A 21,448-nucleotide genomic window follows, 5' to 3' on the forward strand; every position below is an offset into this window, starting at 1 on the left:
AGGAATCTCTAACTATGGAGATAGAGATTCCTAATGGTAAGAATAATAAGGCTTTATTCTTTTATAAGTTTTTGAATAAAGTATCGATCATCTATAGATAAGATAATGAAGTACATACCCCCTTTGAGATGGTCGATAGAAATAGTATTTCTACTTGCATTAATATTATTTAATTCTTGCAGTTTGCTACCATTCGATGAGTATATCGTTGCGCTAATAGTGCTTGCAAATTGTAATTTTTCTGTTTTAATAAAGATTTGATCTTTAGCGGGATTTGGATATATCAATCCATCTATTGTTTTAAAATCAATATTAGCTAATGTTTGGCCTGTAGAATCTTCGACTGGTTGTAAATCATCGATGGTTCTTGGTGAGATTTGATAGTCATTACCAAACTGACCTACAAAGCCTGTTACATCATACAATCCAGTAGGAATATCTTCTCCAACTATTGGGTGATTACCAGAACCAATTCTAAAAATCAATTCATTGACACCGTCTGTAATTGTAAAATTACCGCTAGCACCGCCTCCAAGAAAGATTCCAGTCTCTACAAATTCAACATTTTTAACAGTGATCAACTGCGATTCATATTCTTCACCTACATTTGCAAGACTAATAACTTTTGGTTCAGGGAGGCTTACACCTTGTTTTAATATTGTGATGGTAATTGGTGATTCGGAAATTTGTAAAAGGTTATTAAACTCACTTAAACCACCAGTCACAGATACACTATCGCCCTGTTGAAGATTTTCAGATTCATTATCCGTATCAAAACTTCTCACTACAAGTCCTGCAGTACCGTCATAAATCACTCTATTGTTGCTGCTATTGTTACCTGCATCAATTACTACTCCTTGAACAGTAACCACTTCGCCCAGCGTAAATTCTCGTGCTTCAGCAATGGTCGTTATTTCTATAGCCCCTTCTTTTCCTGAAACTGAAAGCTCTTCCGAATCGCCATCGGTGCTATGTATTACTTCTATATTAACTTCTTGCTCTTCTTGATTAGGTTCAAATCGAAGGAATACGGTGAAAGTTTGCTCGCTACTGTTGTTTGAAGAAAAACCAATGCTATCTGTATAATTCTCTCCATCAGTAGAAAGGTAAAAAGGGGCTTCCACTTGCACAGAAACATCAGAAGTTAAATTATATGCATTAATTTCATATTGCTGTTCTAATGAAGAGCCTAGTTCAGCATTACCAAAATCAGCATTAAAATTAAGTGTATTTAAGATTAAATTTGGGCTAGTGGATCCTCCCCAGATTGCATTTACCCATTCCGGATGATCAATGAAGGGATTACGATTGCCTTGATATCCAAATGCGCCTTCATGTCGTGCTCTTTCTTCAGCATCCACTGGGTCTTGCTCATGCCATTTAATTAAGGTGAATAAAACGCCAAGGGCAGGTTCATTCGAAAAACTAATTCTATCAACTAATTCAAGGTCAAGAGATTCACTTTCATATCGAGTAGCCATGTAGAAAAGAATCCTTGCTACATCTCCCTTAATTTCATCTCTAGGATCCCAAAAGTCGTTAGTGGTATATGTATCAGGAGCTTCGCCTTCTGCATTTTCTGGAATATTTTCTACATCATTAAAGTCCTTATTGCTTTTTGAGCTGTTAACCGTTGCATCTGATGGCCTCAGGTTGTGTACATCTGTGTAAGCGGTATCTTGAGTGCTAAAACCATGAGAAGAAGGCCAAGTATGCTCTCTGTTCCAAAAATCAGGTTCATTGTTTGAGGCAAAGTTGGCTTTCGGGATGGAGGCATTCTTGTAAAAGAGTATAATGTTATCTGGGGTATTAGGGTCTTCATCAAGATCTCTGAGTATTACATCTCTAAACTCACTATAAGTTTTCACCTCATGCCCCCGAAGTATTTGATGCAGCTTTATTTTTAACTCATTACCACTTAATCCCTCTGTTCCATCATAATAGCCATCAGGCTGTGCTATCACAATTGTGCTCAAAATGGATAAAATTGTTAGGAGTAGTATTTTTTTCATATAGAATAGAATTTTCATTTTGAAATTAATAGAGACTTTCCTGATTATTATTTGTATAAAAATCAAGAGTTCAAAGTTAATTGGTTCTGTTAAAACAATCTAAAAAACTGACTGGTCTGTGTGTTTTATTTTTATAATTCTATAAAAATGTGGGTTCTTTATATTTATAGTAATGAGTATAAAAAAACCCGAGGTAGCAATACCTCGGGTTTTCGTTTTTTATTTAACTCTTGAAAAATGAGTTATTCTTCCCCTACTTCAACATTATCGATCGTTACTCTGGTTGCACCTGCACCAGAGATATATCTGAAAGCAAATCGATAAGCATCATTATGGAATTCAGAAGGAATTCCTACTGCCTGGTCAGAAAATACGTTATTTTCGCTTGCTGGTGGTGGAAAGTTAAATTCTAATTGAGTCCAAGCACTAGCGTCAAATGCACCGTCAGCTTCATAATCATCTTCAGCTATAACCCATATTTCAGGACTTGGTCCGTCAAATCTACTTGCATACTTAAATTTCAATGTATTAAGTACCACATCATTTGACTCTTGTACTGGTGAAATAATCCAAGAATCTACTTCTTGTGGACCACCAGAGAATCCGTTTGCTTGGATACCTTGGCCATCAAAACCAAAAGAAGTACAACCCCAACCAGAACCACCTGCTAATACTACATTCTCTACTCTCCAGTCAGCTAATACTGCACTACATGCATCGAAGTCGCCACCAAAGTCAGCCGAAAAATCAATATTGAATCGGATAGGAAGTAATACTCTGGAAATGACATGAACAGTTCCATTACCTTCGCTATTTGACCTTAATATTTCTAAATCTGGATTAGCATTTATTACCAAACCACCATCACGTGCTACTGGAACGTTAATACCAGATAAAGTAGCGATAGATCTGAAAGATCCAGTCTCGATCTGATTTAGGCTTAGATTAGCTAAAGCAATATGCGTTTCTAGTATTTCTACTAAGTTAACAGCATCATCAGCTAATAAATCCTCCACGCTATCATAACCTAATTGGGAAGCCAATATTGCAAAAGCATTGTTTGTAGGTGCAAAAACAGTTCTTTGCTCTTGCGTTTTGTTGCTCGTTAGAGCACCAACCAAGCCATTTTCATCAGCTAAGCTTATGAATGAACTCAATTCGCCAGAGGCATTTTCTTCGTTTATTACTGTTAAAAGAAGTGGATCGTCTGTAATCCCAACATCTGATGAATCATCATAATTTTCGTCTATACAAGAAGTTGAAAAAATCAACATTCCTGCGAACACGAATGATGCATATTTTAATATATTTTTCATTTTACTATTTTTTAAATTTTTGTCTCAATTAAAAGATGTATTTAACACCAAACTGTGCACTCCAAGTTTGACCAAGATCAAAGTTTGGAATGGTTACATCCGTTGGATAAGTTGACTCTCCTTGAATAGTATTGATGGTAAATTGAGCATTTCCATTAGCATCAGTACCTTCAAAGTTCATTAAGTTTCTTTGTACAGTTTGTCTGCTTACACCCCATGAGTCATTCATCATGTTCAATACATTTAAAATATCAGCTCTGAATTCTAATCTATGCTCAGATGGATCCTTAGTTAAGTTGATTGTTTGAACAACTGATAAGTCAAGTCTGTGTAACCATGGTAAAACTGCACCATTTCTTTCCGAAACCGTACCTCTATTTTCGCTTAAATATGGATCATTCTCAATATAGTTATTCAAAATGTTCCATTGCTGCTCAGCAGTTTGCACAATTGATCCACCAGCTATTCTGTCGATAAGCTGTGCATCTTCTAAACTTTCTGGGATATACATTAATGAAGATCCACCACCTTCACCAGTAATGTTACCACTGTAAGTATAAGAGTATCTTCCTTGTTCACCAGCTGAATAGTATAAGTTGAATGAAGTGTTGTTAGATTCATTTAGACCTTTTGTGTTGAAGGCAATTAAACCTACTACTCTATTTGGTTGATCATTTCTTGAAAATCCTTCTTCCGGATTGTTTCTTCCTTGCTGAACGTCAGCTGGCCATAAGGAAGCTGCTTGAGAACCGCCACCAAGTCCAAAGTCTCTACTTTGACTTCTTGTATAATTAAAGCTGGTAAAAATACCTTTACCCCAATCCTTTTGAACTCCTAGAGTTAAAGCAGCATAAGTCCTGTCGTCAATATTAGTTAAATAATATAACTCATTGATTTCGCCACCTAGTGCTACTTGATCGTAAGTTGGATATGCATTACCGCCAATATTTACTGACTCACCAGTAGGAACACTTGAAAGGTTAGCACTGAATGGAGTGTTGTAATCTTTAGAGAAGATACCTTCAACAGTGAATACAAATCCATTATAAACATAATCTGCCGCTAAGTTGCTTCTCCAAGTTTGAGGAAGTTGAAAGTTAGGGTCAGTTATTGATAACGAGCTAGAAACAGTAGGTTCTTGTACTGATGGATCTGGTCTGTAATAGTTAATATCCGCTTGGAAACCTTCCCATGTTGGGTTTCCATCTTGTCCCCAATCATCTTCCAATAGACCAATGAAACCTCTTGTTACACCATTACCATTAATTTGGTTAGATAAGTGAACAAATATTGGGCGACCTGTGAAAATACCTGTTCCACCACGTACCTGTAAGGTTTTGTCACCAAAAGCATCCCAGTTAAAACCTAAACGAGGAGAGAAAACAGGGTTAATTGAAGGGAAATTATCGACACGAGGTTCAATAAATTCACCTGGATTTCTTGGGTTTTCTACACTAATCCCTAATGCTTCTACTCTAGGGTTTCTAGGAGCATCAATTGGGTAGAAAGGCAATTCAACACGTAAACCTGCTGTTACTTTTAAGTCGTTTGTTGCTTGATATTCGTCCTGCACATAAATACCAACTTGTCCAAATTGAGTTCTATCTGTTGGTAAAACATTTGGATTTTCTGCATCGTACGTAAATCCAATTGCAAAACCTGCTGGACGAACGCTTGGGTCTCTATCAATTACTGCAGCTACGAAATCATCATATGAATTCCATCTGTACCATGAATCCCAAGTTGGGTTAAAGGCATTATCGAATGTCATGTATTCGAAGTTCACACCCGCAGTGAAAGTATGATCACCCATGAAATAATTAAAATTATTTGTGATGTTAAAGGTTTTGTTATCCAATAAGTTACCTCTAGTGAAAAGTTCAGTTCCTAAGGAAGCGAAATATAATGGAGTAGAACCGTCATATTCTAATATTTCAGACATTGGGAAATTTTGATCTCCAGGAATAAATCTTTGGGATATGGCGCTGGTATATCCAATATTCAATTTATTGGCCATATTGTTACCAATGTTTGAAGTCCACTCTCCAACAATAGATTGAACGTCTTCTTCACTTCCGTAATTACCGTTTCTGAAGGTAAGCGCTTCATTACCAAATCTACTTGTATTTCTAAATCTTTCACTAGCAGGAAGTCCACGAATACTGTTTCCGTTGATTCCAACATCTCTTCTTTGTTGGAAATTGTTGTAACGCACCATGATTTTGTTGCTCTGGTTCAAGTTGTAATCTAATCGAAAGTTCAACCTTGTAGCTACATCTTCAAATGGATAGTTTTCGTAAGCACCTGTTTCATATCCATAAATTTCTTGCATTTGCTCTTGCACGAATTCAGCTTGATCAGCCGTCATTCTTGCAATACCTAATTCTAAGTCAGGCAATAATCCTTGCTCAGGTCTTGCCGCTCTTCTAGTATCACCAGGGATAGCATTATCCTCAAATTCAAATGAACCAAAAAAGAACAATTTATCTTTAATGATCGGTAAACCTAAAGTTACACCGTGAATTTGTGTACTTGATTCAGAAAAAGGTACGTCCTGACCACCATTTAAAGTAGTTCCTTGAGTATTCTGATTTCTGAAAAGTGTATAAGCCGTTGCTTGTATAGAGTTAGTACCTGACTTAGTAACCGCATTAACACTTGCTCCTGTAAAACCACTTTGAGTTACATCATAAGGAGCGATGTTTACCTGTACTTCTTCAATTGCGTCAATTGAAATAGGATTTCCACCCGCAAACTGAGAACTTCCCAAGCCAAAGTTGTTGTTGTATAAGTTACCATCAATGGTGTAATTGTTGTATCGGTTATCAGCACCACCAAAACTAGTTCCATTTGATTGAGGATTCAATCTTGTGAAGTCATTTATACTACGGTTAATGGTCGGCATTGAAGCGATTCTTTCATTTGATAAGTTGGTAGAAGCTCCTGTTCTATCACCATCAATTACTTGACCTCTTTGTGCTTCAACAAGTATTTCACTTAATTCTTCAACACTAGTTGTCATAGCAATATTGAGGTTCAATGTTTGACCTAAGTCAAGATCGATATTCTGAAGCTCATATTCTTGAAAGCCAATAAATGAAACTTTAAGTGTGTATGGTCCACCCACTCTCATGTTTAGCATTCTAAATCTACCACTGACATTTGACACGGCTCCATAGGTAGTACCTGAAGGAGTGTGTATTGCTTGGACAGTAGCGCCAGGTAATTCCTCTCCTTTGTCATCTTTAATCACACCAGTTATTGCTGATGTAGTTACCCCTTGTGCAAAGGCTGAACCTACTGCTAAAGCAAGCAGCAATGTCACTACACATAAACTCTGTAAAATTTTCTTCATTTTGTAATTTGTTTTTTGAATTTACTGCAAAATTAAATGACTAATCACTTAAGCGTCTGTGTTCTAAGTTAATTATTGATTATGTATGCATACTATTTTGTTAACATTAAGTTAACATTGGTATTTTACTATGAAATTCTGGTTTAAAAACAGGAATATCACCGTTCAAAACATTGTACTTACTAGATAGGAATTTGATTGTTAACTTCCACTTTAATAAAAATTTTATGAGAAAGATTTACCTATTATTTATTTTAGTTTTCAGTTCTAGTCTCACTGTGGCTCAAAAGGATTTATCCTATTTTCTACCCGATAGTTTAGAGTATGATTCTTCAATTCCAACACCCGAAAGTGTGATTGGGCATCAGGTAGGAGAATGGCATGTTACTCATGATAAGTTGGTATATTATATGAAGGCACTGGCTGCAGCTTCTAATAGAATTACCATTATTGAAAGTGGTAAAACTTATGAGGATAGGCCTCAATTGCTTTTAACGATTACACATCCTGAAAATCATAAAAACATTGATCAAATAAAGCGTGATCATAAAAATCTAACTAATCCTGAATTATCCAATGGTTTAGATGTGAATGAAATGCCATCAGTTGTGATGATGGGTTTTTCTATTCATGGCAATGAACCGAGTGGTAGTAATGCTTCTATGCTTACGGCTTATTATTTGGCTGCTGCCCAAGGTTCTGATATTGAAGATAAGTTAAAAAATGTAGTAGTACTTTTAGATCCATCATTTAATCCAGATGGTTTAAATAGATTTGCTACTTGGGCTAATATACATAAAAGTGAAAATTTGGTTACTGATCCAAATGATAGAGAATTTAACGAAGTTTGGCCTGGAGGCAGAACCAATCATTATTGGTTTGATATGAATAGAGATTGGTTGCCAACCCAATTGGTTGAATCTCGAAATAGAATTGCTCAATTCCATGCATGGAAGCCGAATATTTTAACAGATCACCATGAAATGGGAACCAATAGTACATTCTTTTTCCAGCCAGGAATTCCAGAACGTACTCATCCGATTACACCTCAAAAAAACCAAGATTTAACTGCTCAAATTGGCGAATATCATGCTGATTTTTTGGATAGAATAGGTTCACTTTACTACAGTAAGGAGAGTTTTGATGACTTTTATTATGGGAAAGGATCTACTTTTCCGGATGTACAAGGGGCAGTTGGAATTTTATTTGAGCAAGCGAGCTCTCGAGGTCATGCACAAGAAAGTGTAAATGGAGTTCTTGAATTTCCTTTTACAATAAAAAATCAATTCACGGCATCATTAAGTACATTTCAAGCTGCTTATGAAATGAGAACTGAATTGTTAACATTCCAAAAGGATTTTTATAAAAATTCAAAGCAGATGGCATCGCAGGCAAGTGAAAAAGCATGGGTGGTATCTGATCTAGATCAATCTAAGCTTTTCCGTTTTGCAGAAATGCTTGATAGACAAGAAATTGAAGTTTATAAATTAGTAAAAAATACAGCAGGCTTTGATTCTGATAACAGCTTTATTATTCCTACTAATCAAAATCAAAGCAGATTAATCAAAGCAATTTTTGATGTGAGAACTAGCTTTAAAGACAGCTTATTCTATGATGTTTCTGCTTTTAATATGGGGATGGCCTTTAATCTTGATTATAAAAGTTTAGATAATAAAGGGTTCAATAGTAGCCTTTTAGGGGAAAGGTTCACAGCTGATCAAAAACCAATTTCCAATATAATAGGAGGAAAAAGTGAATATGCTTATTTAATGGAATGGCATGATTTCTATGCTCCAAAGGCTTTATATAAGATTCATAAAGCTGGATTAAGAACGAAGGTCAGCACTGAAGAAATAGTATTATCTAATGGAGAAACTTTAGCCATCGGTACTATTTTAATTCCTGTTAAGCAGCAGAATCAATCCGCAATCCAGATTTATCAAATCATAGAAGAAGCTATAACAGAAACTGGGGTTAAAGTGCATGCACTTAACAGTGGGAATACAAGTGGAGTTAATTTAGGAAGCCCCTCTTTTGAACCCTTAACAAAAACAAGTATAGCAATGGTTATTGGTGAAGGGATAAGTCCTTATGATGCTGGAGAAATATGGTTTTTAATGGATCAGCATTATGAAATGCCGATTACTAAAATTGATGTTAATGATTTCAGAAGAGCGGATTTAAGCAGATATAATGTTTTAATTATGCCAGATGGTAGATATGGGAGTATGGGTAGTCAAATGCCAAAGATACAGTCTTGGTTACAAACAGGCGGCACATTAATTGCCTATCAATCTGCAGCAAAATGGCTCTCAGATCAAAAATTAACTAAAGTTAAATTCAAAAAAAATAAGGCTGATACAATTGGATATGAAGCTTATGAGGATTTAGGCAACAACAGAGGAGCTCAAGTGATTGGTGGTGCTATTTTTGAAGTGGAATTAGATTTAAGTCATCCGATTGGTTATGGATTGAAAAAGGAAAAGATGCCTATTTTTAGAAATACAACATTGTTTATGGAGAAATCTAAAAATCAGTATGCTAACCCGCTTAGATACACCCAATCGCCATTGTTGAATGGTTATATTTCTGAAGAAAATGCTGAGAAATTAAAAGGAACTTCAGCTGTAAGCGTAAGTAGAGTAGGAGCTGGAAAGGTGATTTCTTTTACAGATAATACAAACTTTAGAGCTTTTTGGTATGGTACTAACCGATTATTTATGAACGCAGTTTTCTTCGGCCATACCATTAGCGGAAGTGCTGCGGAATAGAATTTACATTTAGTTTAATGTTATATAAAGGATGGTCTATAAGCCATCCTTTTTTATTTATTAATATTTATAAAATTTAATTTTCAACACTGCTGCTGAAATAATCTGTAAGTTCATTTAATGTACTTTCAGTTACTTCCATATCCTTAACAATAATTCCCTTGTCTAAAATGACAATACGATCACAAATCTCAGTAACATGATTAAGATCATGACTGGAAATCACAAAGGTGACTGATTTTTCTTTTTGAAATTGTTGAATGATCTTTTTCAATCTAATCTGACTCGTAGGATCTAGATTTTCGAATGGCTCATCAAGTATAACTAATTTAGGATCTCCAAGAAGTGCAGCTGCTATCCCTAATTTCTTTTTATTACCCTTAGAAAGATTTCTGATGTACTTTTTCTTACCAAAAATTTCATCATTAAATAAGGGTTCAAATAGTTTTAAATGTATGCCAACATCTCCCGCACTCACCCCTCTTATTTTAGCTAAAAATTGGAAATACTCTTCAGGAGTTAAATAGTGGATTAAAAATTTCTCATCAATGAATGACCCTGTTATGTTTTTCCAGTCTTCTTGATCTTTTACCGATTGATTATCAATTTGAATTTCTCCTTCACTAGCACGGATAAGGTCGAGCATCAAACGTAAAAGTGTTGTTTTACCTGCTCCATTATTTCCTACTAAGCCAAATGATTGTCCTTCGGGAATATTTATTTCCGGTACATTTAAAACCGTTTGTTTATGGTAGCTTTTTTTAAGGTTATGTATCTGTATCACTTCTATATAGTTAAATCGTGGATGAGTTTATATTTATCTTTCTTTAATTTATTAGCTATCGCATTAAAAAATGGTTTTCTCAACACAATGCCAATGAGTCCTGTAACGGCAATAGCTAAAACACCTATCTGACCATTCCAGATATATGAAAATGGGGCGTAAACTATCATTGGTCCTAAAATAAGAGGAATTCCCACTACAAATTGCGCGGCCCCTACTCCTTGATAATTCATCATAGAGCTCTTATCTAATTCTATAGGCTTTGGACCCCATAAGCTCATACGCATGATCAGCATACTATTTATTCCTACATTATACAGTGCAGTAGCAGCCATTATCAGCATAACTTCATATCCATAATAAAAATAGGGTAGTGATAAGATACTAGTAATAATTACAGAGTAAACTAGCAATCTGTATCGGGACTCCACCCACAGCTTATATGGATTGATCTGAGTCAGGAAAAAGTCCATCTGGTTAGTATTCCAGCTCCATAAGAACTGCCCGTACTGAATAATGAATATTCCTGTAAAGAAAATGCTAACAAAAATCGCCATGAATTCTGATTGCGTTTCTTTTCCCATACTGAAAATGAGAAGTGGGTAGAATAAAAAAATACCAGCCATCATCACACTTGATCTACTCCTTTTATGACGAAGGATTAATTTAAGTTCCTGACCTATCAAAGTGTTAAGCAAACCTTTGCTTTCCCAATTTCTTAATTTTCCAGTAAATTTTTCACCAGACATCATTTTGGCATCGAATAAATCTTCCAAATAAAGATTTTCTAAGAAGAATTTATAGCTTGTATAAATTACGAATAGTAGTATTAGAATTGGGGCGATCAATAAAATGGGATTGTTGGTTATTGCAGATGCCCACTGCCCCAAAGGGATTAAATCAAAGTTTAGATAATTATTTTCAATGTAATTAATGGCAATAAGTGAAAGTAATACAGTCCAAAATAGATTAGAGTTCTCTAATTTCTTTTTAATTAATATATTGAAAAAATGAAGGATTAAAGAGGTAGATAAGGTGAAAAGTAGCCAAACTAAGCCTTTGGAAAGTCCGATAGAAGGAATTACTGTGCTGACTGTCAAACCAATAAAAATCGAGGGAGCCAGGAGATTATACGGACTTAAAATCGATCTGAAAACAAGAAATTTTGAAACTAGATTTTTCGAAATAGGTAAGTGAAGGTAGGGCTCTATATCTAGAGCTGGTACATTTTGCATCAGATAACGAAGTCCGAGCTCACTAATAAAATAATAAAGTAAAAATTGATTAATTAATATTGTGGGCTCGGTATCGATACCAAAGCCATCAAGCAGTTCATTAAAATTTGAGCTCACAAATATCAGGTTCATTAATAGAAATAATCCCAATAGGATCAAGAAGATCTTAATACCTAAATCTTTTTCGAAAGCAGGAGATCTTCTAAAGTTTAGCCACTGATGCTTTAAAATCCATTTCATAGGTCAAGGTTAATAGTTATTAGCAGCAAAGTATTAGTTTTATAAGCACTTTGCAATTGGAGAAAGTATTAATTTATTTTATTTCTTTTTTGTTCGTAAAGTGATATCCAATCTTTAACGGTCATTTTAGTGGCAAGATCAGCTATTAAATCGAAAGGAATTTTCTTAGGGTTTTTAAAGCGAATACAACTTTTTCCCATATCTAATTTAGTAGTAATTCGCTCCGAATATTCTTTTTTAAACCATTCCATTAATTCAGGGCTAGTATAAATACCACTATGATAGAGGGCTATAAAATTTTTTTGTGAGGCTATGTTTATAAAGGGTAAAGGAAGTTCAGGATTTACATGGTAACCATTTGGATATATATCATGAGGAACTACAAAGCCTATCATTCCATATGATATTTCTTCTTTGAATCCTTCAGGGAGGTTTTCCTTAATTATATCCCTTAACTTTTCAACATATGGTCTCCTGTCTTTAGGAATAGCATTTAAATATTCCTCAACAGTTTTTACATCATAATTCATTAGGTATAGATTTTTATTGAATATAAGCGTTTCAAAATTTTTTGAATCAATTCTCTCAATAAATCTGTGGCAATTACCAAAATAAGCTTTACGTCTTTATGAGAAAATTATCAATTACTATTCTATTACTATAGATGTTGATTGTGAGGATTTTTGTAAAGATAATGGCTATGAAAGAGAGGCATTTCTGTTTCTAATTCAGGTGGGGATTCCTTTAGTAAGTATAGATGAAGTGGTGAACCAGACTCTTAGAAAGCAATGAACCAGGTAAAAAGCTACCTGGCTCTTATTCTTTTAAATTACACCTTGGGCTTTCATTGCACTGGCAACTTTAAGAAAGCCATAAATATTAGCTGCAGCTAAATAATTATGTTGATTTAATTCGTATTCTTCAGCTGTTTTAACGCAATTGTCATGTATATCCTTCATAATATTTTTTAGTCTATTGTCTACTTCATCATGTGACCAATATACTCCAATTCTATTCTGACTCATTTCTAAGCCTGAAACGGCAACTCCACCTGCATTAGTAGCTTTACCTGGAGCATAAAGAATTTCAGCTTCACAAATAACATCAATGGCTTCGGCTGTTAAAGGCATATTAGCACCTTCGGTGAGCAGTTTTGCACCTGATTTTTTAATGTTTTCAGCATCCTTTTTATTGATTTCATTTTGAGTTGCACATGGAAATACGCAATCCGCTTTGGTTTCCCATAAAGGGTTATAGTCTTTATCTGCATCATTTTCTACATATTTAGCATTGGAGTATTTCTCTAAATATTCTGATATTCTGCCCCTATTCACATTTTTAATTTCTTTGATGAATTCGAGCTTTTCTTGATTTATTCCTTCATCATCAATAATGTACCCTGAAGAATCAGAAGCAGTGATGGGTTTGGCGCCTAATTCAATTAATTTTTCTAAAGTGTATTGTGCCACATTTCCTGAACCAGAAACCACACACTTTTTATCCTTCAAGCTATCATCATTTTTCTCCAACATGTATTGGGAAAAGTACACTAAACCATAACCCGTAGCTTCAGGTCTAATCAAGCTACCGCCCCATTCTCTCCCTTTTCCCGTTAATACTCCGGTAAATTCATTTCTAATTTTTTTATAAGCACCGAATAAATAGCCTATTTCTCTACCTCCAACGCCAATATCACCAGCAGGTACATCCGTAAAATGACCGATATGTCGATATAATTCACTCATAAAAGCTTGGCAAAAACGCATAATTTCAGCATCCGATTTTCCTTTCGGATCGAAATCAGCACCACCTTTACCACCGCCTAAAGGAAGACCGGTTAATGCATTTTTAAAGATTTGCTCAAAGGCTAAAAATTTAAGTATGCTTTGGTTTACTGAAGGGTGAAACCTTAAACCTCCTTTATAGGGGCCTAAAGCACTGTTCATTTGTACTCGGAAACCCCTGTTCACTTGCACTTCCCCATTGTCATCAAGCCAATTGACTCTAAATGAAATAAGTCGCTCAGGCTCAGCCATTCTTTCTAAAAGGCGTAGATGATGAAATTCAGGGTGTTTTTTAAAAACAACACCGATTGATGAAATTACTTCCTCTACTGCTTGAATAAATTCCGGTTCATTCGGATTTCTTCTCTTTATTTTTTCGAGTAATTCATTTTCAGACATAAAAAATAGTTCAATGTTAAAGATTGATAAATATGCTAAAAAAAAGTTTAGCTGTGTGTATCTAATTTATTTTCTTATTTAAAACATATTTTTAAGACGGTAATCAATTAAAAATGATACTTCAAACTCTATCTAATTTGGGTTTGGTCTGATTTTTGGTTTTGATTTTTCGAACCAACATCAAACGTTATGAAGCAGTTAGTATATTTTGGTATTCTTATCCTTTTTTTATCCTCTTGTACAGAGAGAGGTCGATTAGAACGCAGAGCTGACCGAATTGAGGGAAAATGGTATTTTGATAGAGCATTTTATAAAGAAGATAATGCTTTATTTAGGAACAATTTAATGGAAGATTACAGAGGGGATCAAATCATTTTTCATGAAGATGGTTTTGCTGAATACTATGATGCTTCATTGGATGCATATTTTGGTGGAGATTGGATTTTAACTTTACACAAATATAACTATCACGATGGTAGTGAAAGAATTTATACCTTAGATATGGAATTCTATGATTATATCCATCGTGATAGATTTAGCATTTATAGTGATGCAGTTAAAATTGGTATTAATAACTTAAATCTTGAGTCCTATGACGATTTTGGAACTTATACTTTTAAATTAAATAAGATCGATTAAGCTTTTGCTGATAACTTTTTCACTAATGCAGTTACCCATGATCTGGGCGTAAAACGTACGCTAAAGGCCATTAATTTATTTTGGAAACCATGGATCGCAACTCTTTTTCCATTTAACATAGCATGATAACCATATTGGGCCACCTCAGCTGAAGTTGGAAGCTTTTTGTTCTTCACTAATTTTGAATCACCTAAATCGGCAGCACTTTGAAAGCCAGAGGCCGTAGGTCCAGGGCACAGAGCAGTAACAGTCACTCCCGAGCCTTTTAATTCTTCAGCTATTGCTTCTGAAAAAGCTAATACATAATGTTTAGTCGCATAGTAAACCGCCATTAAAGGCCCTGGTTGAAATGAAGCCGTAGAGGCTAATTGCATAATTTTGCCAGATTTTCTTTCAAGCATTCCATCTAAGTATAATCGAGTAAGTATCGTTAGGCTGGAAATATTTAAATCAATCATTTGAGTAGCTTTATTGAGATCTGATTTACTGAACTCTTCAAAATCTCCAAAGCCGGCATTATTTATCAAGTAATCAATTGAAATGTTATTTTTTTCAGTAAACTCAAATAGATCATAAGCCGATTGGGTTTCCGACAGATCAAAAGCAGCAACTGTCACTTTAATTTTGTGACGGCTTTCTAACTCTTTTTTGAGATCCAAAAGCTTTTGTTCTGATCTTGCGACCAATACTAAGTCATCTCCTTTTTGTGCGTGAATTTTTGCTAGCTCTAAGCCAATGCCTGAAGAGGCTCCTGTAATTAATGCAGTTTTCATATTGTTAATTGTTATAGATTGAATATTCATTCGGTTTTTGATAAAAAAATTATTTCTTGACTGCTTTCCAAGCGAAATTTGCCAAGTCTGATACTGTGCTTTTATTTAAATTCCCAACACTGTGAAATATTTTAGCTGCAGAAACCACGGTTCCATGCACCATTTCAGTCATAACCTCTACATCAATAGAAGACATATGTCCGTATTCAATTCCTTGTTGTAAGAAGTTGATAATAGGTTGGTAATGCTTTCTTTGTTCTTCTTTGGTTTCTTTTTGAATGAAAGGAGATTGAGCATATTGTTCCAAAAATTGAAATCGCAATCGATTATTTGCATAAAATGTAAATAATGCTGTCCAAATCGATTTAAAATCTTCTTCGAAACTGTTCCCACTTAGTTCAGCTGCTTGCATTGACTTTCCCATTTTTTCTTTTGATTCGGAATACAATGCTTCTAGCAGCACTTCTTTATTTTCAAAGTGATGATAGATGGTGCCAGCTGCAACTTTAGCCTTTTTGCTAATCATTGACATAGGGGTAGCATGAAAACCGTTTTCGGTTATCAACTCCAAAGTTGCTTGTAATATGAGTTCTCTTTTGTTCATCAGTGCAAATATACGAATGAATGTTCATTCGGCTTCAGGTTAAATGATTTTTTTTGAGAAAAATATGTAGACCACATAGTTTTGTCGATAAAACTAGTAAAGAGCCCTATAAGATGTTCAGTTTTCTCAGTTCGATTTACTTGAAGGTTATAATTTCTCTTTTAAGAATTCTGCAGTATGATTATTTTTAATTTTTATCATTTCCTCAGGTAAACCTTCGAAAACTACGTTTCCGCCTTTTTCACCTCCTTCAGGACCAAGGTCTATTATCCAATCGGCAGTCTTGATCACTTCCATATTATGCTCGATAATAATAACCGAATTACCTTGTTCAATCAATGCATTTATTGATTCTAGTAATTTTTTGATGTCATGGAAATGTAAACCAGTAGTTGGCTCATCAAATATGAAAAGATTATGATCATTTTTGATGCTTCCTCCTTTTCCTAAATAAGAAGCCAATTTTACTCTTTGCGCTTCACCACCACTTAATGAGTTAGAAGATTGTCCTAAACGAATATAGCCAAGACCCACATCGTAAAGAGGTTGTAGTTTATTGATAATAGGGTTATTGCCTTCAAAAAATTCTAAACTTTCCTCTACTGTAAGGTCTAAAACTTCTGCAATATTCTTCCCTTTATACGTAATTTCTAAAATTTCATTTTTGAATCGCTGACCTTTACAACTCTCACAAGTTAACTCTATGTCAGCCATGAATTGCATTTCAATTTTTTGAATACCTTCTCCCTGGCACATTTCACATCGTCCACCATCTACATTAAAGCTGAAAAATGCAGGTTTATATCCTCTTTGCTTAGCTAAAGTCTGGTCGGAAAATAATTGACGGATTGCATCATAAGCTTTTACATAAGTTACTGGATTTGATCTGGAAGACTTTCCTATTGGATTTTGATCCACAAACTCGATGGATTTTACTTTTTTGTAGTCCCCTTCAAGTTTTTCAAATTTACCTGTGCTCTCAGTGCTTCCTTGGCCAATCATTTTCGCTAAGGCAGGATTCAATATCTTTTTGATTAAAGTAGATTTACCTGAGCCGCTTACACCAGTCACAACCGTAAGTACTTCAAGTGGAATTTTCACTTCCTTTATGTTAAGATTATTTTCTTTGGCTCCTTTAATGGAAATGCTGTTTTTCCACTTTCTTCTTGATTTCGGTACGACTACTTCATTGCTGCCATTTAAGAAGCGTGCTGTATGAGTATTATCGGCTTTTTTTAAAGCTTCAAGATCGCCTTGAAAAACCAAATTCCCCCCATGAGCTCCAGCATCTGGCCCTATGTCGATAATCTCATCTGCCTCGACCATTACCTCTTCCTCATGCTCTACTACAATAACAGTATTGCCTAAATCTCTAAGCGTTTTCAACACTTTTACCAACCTAGCGGTATCACGAGGATGCAGACCGATTGAGGGTTCATCCAAAATATACATGGACCCAACCAAAGCACTACCTAATGAAGTAGCCAACTTAATTCTTTGAAATTCTCCACCAGAAAGAGTTGAGGTTAGTCTGTTTAAGGTTAAATAACCTAAACCTACTTCCATCAAATATTCTAATCGGCTATTTATTTCTTTCAGGATTCTCCCAGCAATTTTCTGCTCGCTTTCAGTTAGTTTTATTTCATTAAAAAACTTTAATAACTGGTCAATTGGCTTAAGTACTAATTCTATGATAGATTTATCATTGATTTTTACATAGCCTGCATCCTTTCTTAATCTAGTACCTTTACAATCAGGACATGTGGTTCTTCCTCTATAGCGTGATAACATCACTCTATATTGAATTTTATGCATTTTTGATTGTAAATGATCGAAGAACTTATTCAATCCTTTGAAATATTTATTTCCTTCCCAAAGTAGCTGGTATTCTTCTTTCGTTAGTTCTTCTATAGGTCTGTGTATCGGGAAATCAAATTCAATACCATGTTGGATTAGTGGCTGAACCCATTTTTTCATGGTTTCTCCTTTCCATGGTGCAATAGCCCCTTCGTATACAGATAAACTTTTGTCAGGAATTACTAAATCTTCATCAATGCCCAATATTTTACCAAAACCTTCACAAGTTCTGCAAGCCCCATAGGGGTTATTAAAGCTAAAAAGGTTTATAGAGGGTTCCTCAAACTGAATACCATCCAATTCAAATCTATCATTGAATTCTTTTTTTCCTTCAGATTCTACAAAATCAATGATGCACTCTCCATGCCCTTCAAAAAATGCAGTTTGAATTGAATCTGCTATTCTAAATTGGTTGTCTTCATCTTCTTTTTGAACAGAAGTTCTGTCGATCAGAATAAATAAATCTTTTCTTTTTAAAGACTGATTTTCTTCAAGTATATCTTCTATATATAATGTATCCTCTTTGTGAACTACTCTAGTGTATCCTTTACTTAATAAGAGTTCTAATTCCTGCTGAAGTGTCCTTCCTTTAGGAACAATTAAAGGTGCCAGAATCATAAATTTTTCACCTTCTTTATGAGCATGTATAGTATCAGATATGCTTGATACAGTATCTCTGGTCACTATTTTTCCGCTTTTAGGAGAATAGGTGATCCCTATCCGCGCAAAAAGTAATTTCATATAATCGTAAATCTCAGTAGTAGTACCCACTGTTGACCTTGGGTTTCGAGTATTTACTTTTTGCTCAATCGCTATGGCGGGTGAAACTCCTCTTATGTAATCAACTTCAGGTTTTTCCATTCTACCCAAGAACTGTCGGGCATACGAACTTAGGCTTTCTACATACATTCTTTGGCCTTCAGCAAACAAAGTATCGAAAGCCAAGGAAGACTTCCCTGAACCTGACAGCCCGGTAACCACCACTAATTTGTTTCTTGGAATGGCAACACTAAGGTTTTTTAGATTATTAACCCTAGCCCCTTTAATGATTATATATTTTTTAGGATCAAGCTCTTCAAATGCAACTTGACCTTTAGTATTTTCCTTTAATTCCATAAGCGTACAAAGATAAGAGGCTAACTTGAGAAATGTGAATTTGTTGTTAAAGTTAGTGTAGATCTTAAACCCTAAATAAAAAGATAAAAATTTTTCAGAAGATATGACCCAATCCAAAAATATTATGTGTGTAGCATATTGAAAGGAAAAAACTATATCTAAACATTATGAAAAATTTAAATCAAATTAAGAAATGGGGATTGCTATTTGCAGCTTTCCTAATTGTATTATCATGTAACGATGAAGATCCAATTGTTGGTGAACCCCCAATTGCTGATGCGGGAACAGATATCACAGCATCAGTTGGTAGCAACGTTACTTTAAATGGAAGTAGTTCATCAGATCCCGAAGGTGGTACTCTTACTTTTAACTGGGAATTAACTCAAGTCCCAACAGGTAGTTCAGCAACTGTATCAAATGCTACTAGTGAAATTGCAATTTTCGTTCCTGATGTGGAAGGAGATTATGTGGCCACTCTTACAGTGGAGGATGCTGATGGAAATACAGCCACGGATGATGTGTTAATTTCTGCAACTGTGAATGATAATGAAGCACCTACTGCAGTGATTACTGACACAGAAAACCAATCAATACTTCCTGAAAATGGAAATGATGTATTAAATGTTGGAAATACATTTCAGTTTTCAGCTGAAAATTCTACTGATCCAGAAAATGATGCTTTAAGCTATTCTTGGGAAGTTACTGCTGCGCCAAACAACAGTACTCCTACACTGGCAAACGAAACAACTTCAGTGCTTGATTTTACTGCTGATTTAGAAGGAGAATATACTATTATGTTAACTGTGAATGATGGCAATGGAAATGAAAGCACTGCTGAAGTAAGCATCACGGCAGAAGTATCACCTGTAATTATTGATGCAGATGTAATTGAAGATACTACCTGGGAGGATGTTTACGAAGATCCTAGCCTTCCAGATTATCGCATAATAGGTAATATTAGTGTATCGGCTTATCTAACAATTGATCCTGGTGTAAATGTTATTTTAGATGAAAATGTACAAGTATTTGTAGGTTCAGGTGGGGTGTTAGATGCAAATGGAATCTCAGGTAATATGGTTCAATTTTCTTCTTCTAATGTAGAAGCAGGCCAACATTGGAAAGGACTATTTATACAGTCTTCTGATCAAAGAAATAGCTTAGAATATACTATAGTAGAATATGCTGGAAATTCTGAGATGTCTTTTGCTAGTGGAACAGACTACAAAACTAATATTGGATTAGATGCAGGAGGATACTTAAATGTGCAGAATTCACAAATTACAAATAGTGATGGCTATGGACTACTGATACATGATGATGAAAGTGATTTAGGAACATTTAGCACGAACTCATTCAGCAATAATGTAAGAGCTATGGGGATAAGGGCATTACATGTATCAAAAATTGATGAAGCGACTTCTTTTTCAGAAAATGCCTCTGCAGATGTTGAAATTTTCCAATCTACCTTACCTAATACTGAAACAGTAAATTGGAACAAATTAAATGGAGATTCAAAGTATAGAGTAAGTGGCGAGTTAAATATTGATGGAAACCTTACTATAAATGCAGGTGCATATTTAACGTTTGATCAAAATGTTGCCATGAACATAAATTCAGGAGCTAGCATAAATGCCTCAGGTGGTACTTCAAATAAAATAGTTTTTACAAGTTCAAATATTGATGGTGGATTATTCTGGAGAGGTATTTTAATTAAATCATCTAATCAAAACAATGTTTTGAGTAATGCTGAAGTGTCTTATGCTGGTAATAGTGAATGGGCGTTTGCAAGCGGTACAGATTATAAAGCAAATATAGGTTTAGATGCTGGAGGTCAATTAAATCTTCAGAACACAACTGTGTCAAATGGTGATGGATACGGTCTGTTTATCCATGATGATGAATCAGATTTAGTGTCTTTCGAAACTAATAATTTCAGCGGTAATCAGACTGCAATTGGATTAAATGCATTGCATGTTTCCAAAATAGACGGAGCAACTACTTTTTCTAATAATTCATTAGGACAAGTTGAAATTTTTGGTTCTACATTGGCAACAACAGAAACCGTTACTTGGAATAAATTAGATGGAACTTCTAAATATACAATAACTGGAAATGTTACAATTGATGGTAATCTTACAGTAGCGGCTGGAGCTTATTTTGAAGCTAGAGAAAACATTTATATTCAAATTGAAGGATCCATCATTGCAGAAGGGACTGATACTAATAAAATTACTTTCACTTCAACCTCAGGGGTAAAGTGGAACGGAATAAGAATAGCTTCTTCAAATGCTAATAATTCTCTCGATTATGTGGTAGTAAGTAATGGTGGTTTTTCAGAAATGCCATTCCCAAGTAGTTCAGATTATAAATGCAATGTAGGGGTATTTAGAAGTGCGGTAATTAATATAACGAACTCAGAATTTTCTGGTTCAAATGGTTATGGAATTGCAATTGATCAAGATGGCGGAACATCTGTAAATGATGTGGAATCGGCAGCTGCAAATAATACATTTACTAATAATACTGCAGGTTCTGTATTATTAGACTAATAATTTAAGGGCAA

Annotated in this window: 13 protein-coding genes; 3 read left to right on the plus strand and 10 right to left on the minus strand. The window is 34.9% G+C overall.

Annotated features, from left to right (window positions below; translation table 11 throughout):
• Positions 1-53: 53 nt before the first annotated feature.
• The 3 genes from QYS47_RS03435 to QYS47_RS03445 form a co-directional block, all read right to left on the minus strand.
• Positions 54-2,012 carry an endonuclease gene (locus QYS47_RS03435; RefSeq protein WP_322347729.1) on the minus strand — a complete coding sequence of 653 codons (1,959 nt, stop codon included), beginning with the start codon at positions 2,010-2,012 and terminating at the stop codon, positions 54-56.
• A 242-nt stretch (positions 2,013-2,254) separates the two neighbouring features.
• The gene (locus QYS47_RS03440) at positions 2,255-3,328 is read right to left on the minus strand and encodes a fasciclin domain-containing protein (RefSeq protein WP_322347730.1); all 1,074 of its coding nucleotides are present in this window, start codon (positions 3,326-3,328) and stop codon (positions 2,255-2,257) included.
• 28 nt (positions 3,329-3,356) lie between these two features.
• Entirely contained in the window at positions 3,357-6,683 is a 3,327-nt protein-coding gene (locus QYS47_RS03445) for a TonB-dependent receptor (protein WP_322347731.1), read from the minus strand.
• Positions 6,684-6,910: 227 nt separating this feature from the next.
• On the opposite strand from QYS47_RS03445, the gene QYS47_RS03450 reads away from it, so the two are divergent.
• Positions 6,911-9,454 carry a M14 metallopeptidase family protein gene (locus QYS47_RS03450; RefSeq protein ID WP_322347732.1) on the plus strand — a complete coding sequence of 848 codons (2,544 nt, stop codon included), beginning with the start codon at positions 6,911-6,913 and terminating at the stop codon, positions 9,452-9,454.
• A gap of 76 nt (positions 9,455-9,530) precedes the next feature.
• Here QYS47_RS03450 and QYS47_RS03455 read toward each other — a convergent pair whose 3' ends face one another.
• From QYS47_RS03455 to gdhA, 4 genes are all read right to left on the minus strand, one after another.
• The gene (locus tag QYS47_RS03455; protein ID WP_322347733.1) at positions 9,531-10,238 is read right to left on the minus strand and encodes an ABC transporter ATP-binding protein; all 708 of its coding nucleotides are present in this window, start codon (positions 10,236-10,238) and stop codon (positions 9,531-9,533) included.
• A 2-nt stretch (positions 10,239-10,240) separates the two neighbouring features.
• Positions 10,241-11,713 (minus strand): DUF5687 family protein, encoded by a 1,473-nt coding sequence (locus tag QYS47_RS03460; protein WP_322347734.1) that lies wholly within the window; start codon positions 11,711-11,713, stop codon positions 10,241-10,243.
• 68 nt (positions 11,714-11,781) lie between these two features.
• Positions 11,782-12,243: an iron chaperone gene (locus QYS47_RS03465; protein ID WP_322347735.1), complete on the minus strand. Its 462-nt coding sequence runs from the start codon at positions 12,241-12,243 to the stop codon at positions 11,782-11,784.
• A 294-nt stretch (positions 12,244-12,537) separates the two neighbouring features.
• Positions 12,538-13,896 (minus strand): NADP-specific glutamate dehydrogenase, encoded by a 1,359-nt coding sequence (gene gdhA, locus QYS47_RS03470; protein ID WP_322347736.1) that lies wholly within the window; start codon positions 13,894-13,896, stop codon positions 12,538-12,540.
• 189 nt (positions 13,897-14,085) lie between these two features.
• Between gdhA and QYS47_RS03475 the strand changes: the two genes are divergently transcribed.
• Positions 14,086-14,535 (plus strand): hypothetical protein, encoded by a 450-nt coding sequence (locus QYS47_RS03475; RefSeq protein WP_322347737.1) that lies wholly within the window; start codon positions 14,086-14,088, stop codon positions 14,533-14,535.
• Here QYS47_RS03475 and QYS47_RS03480 read toward each other — a convergent pair.
• From QYS47_RS03480 to uvrA, 3 genes are all read right to left on the minus strand, one after another.
• Positions 14,532-15,308: an SDR family NAD(P)-dependent oxidoreductase gene (locus QYS47_RS03480; protein WP_322347738.1), complete on the minus strand. Its 777-nt coding sequence runs from the start codon at positions 15,306-15,308 to the stop codon at positions 14,532-14,534. The two genes, QYS47_RS03475 and QYS47_RS03480, sit on opposite strands and share 4 nt — an antisense overlap.
• Positions 15,309-15,357: 49 nt before the next feature.
• Positions 15,358-15,912, minus strand: coding sequence for a TetR/AcrR family transcriptional regulator (locus QYS47_RS03485; RefSeq protein ID WP_322347739.1), 555 nt, complete (start codon positions 15,910-15,912; stop codon positions 15,358-15,360).
• A 147-nt stretch (positions 15,913-16,059) separates the two neighbouring features.
• Positions 16,060-18,885 carry an excinuclease ABC subunit UvrA gene (gene uvrA / locus QYS47_RS03490; RefSeq protein WP_322347740.1) on the minus strand — a complete coding sequence of 942 codons (2,826 nt, stop codon included), beginning with the start codon at positions 18,883-18,885 and terminating at the stop codon, positions 16,060-16,062.
• Between the two features lie 167 nt (positions 18,886-19,052).
• Here uvrA and QYS47_RS03495 point away from each other — a divergent pair, with 167 nt between their 5' ends.
• Positions 19,053-21,434 carry a PKD domain-containing protein gene (locus QYS47_RS03495; RefSeq protein ID WP_322347741.1) on the plus strand — a complete coding sequence of 794 codons (2,382 nt, stop codon included), beginning with the start codon at positions 19,053-19,055 and terminating at the stop codon, positions 21,432-21,434.
• Positions 21,435-21,448: the final 14 nt, after the last annotated feature.

The sequence above is a fragment of the Marivirga arenosa genome, assembly GCF_030503875.2.
In the GTDB taxonomy this organism is placed as follows: domain Bacteria; phylum Bacteroidota; class Bacteroidia; order Cytophagales; family Cyclobacteriaceae; genus Marivirga; species Marivirga arenosa.

Bases quoted from the DNA above. Each gene is read 5' to 3' on its own strand.
- QYS47_RS03465 (WP_322347735.1), bottom strand. From the start codon at position 12,243: ATGAATTATGATGTAAAAACTGTTGAGGAATATTTAAATGCTATTCCT.
- QYS47_RS03480 (WP_322347738.1), bottom strand. From the start codon at position 15,308: ATGAAAACTGCATTAATTACAGGAGCCTCTTCAGGCATTGGCTTAGAG.
- QYS47_RS03445 (WP_322347731.1), bottom strand. From the start codon at position 6,683: ATGAAGAAAATTTTACAGAGTTTATGTGTAGTGACATTGCTGCTTGCT.
- QYS47_RS03485 (WP_322347739.1), bottom strand. From the start codon at position 15,912: ATGAACAAAAGAGAACTCATATTACAAGCAACTTTGGAGTTGATAACC.
- QYS47_RS03495 (WP_322347741.1), top strand. From the start codon at position 19,053: ATGAAAAATTTAAATCAAATTAAGAAATGGGGATTGCTATTTGCAGCT.
- QYS47_RS03460 (WP_322347734.1), bottom strand. From the start codon at position 11,713: ATGAAATGGATTTTAAAGCATCAGTGGCTAAACTTTAGAAGATCTCCT.
- gdhA (WP_322347736.1), bottom strand. From the start codon at position 13,896: ATGTCTGAAAATGAATTACTCGAAAAAATAAAGAGAAGAAATCCGAAT.
- uvrA (WP_322347740.1), bottom strand. From the start codon at position 18,885: ATGGAATTAAAGGAAAATACTAAAGGTCAAGTTGCATTTGAAGAGCTT.
- QYS47_RS03435 (WP_322347729.1), bottom strand. From the start codon at position 2,012: ATGAAAAAAATACTACTCCTAACAATTTTATCCATTTTGAGCACAATT.
- QYS47_RS03475 (WP_322347737.1), top strand. From the start codon at position 14,086: ATGAAGCAGTTAGTATATTTTGGTATTCTTATCCTTTTTTTATCCTCT.
- QYS47_RS03440 (WP_322347730.1), bottom strand. From the start codon at position 3,328: ATGAAAAATATATTAAAATATGCATCATTCGTGTTCGCAGGAATGTTG.
- QYS47_RS03450 (WP_322347732.1), top strand. From the start codon at position 6,911: ATGAGAAAGATTTACCTATTATTTATTTTAGTTTTCAGTTCTAGTCTC.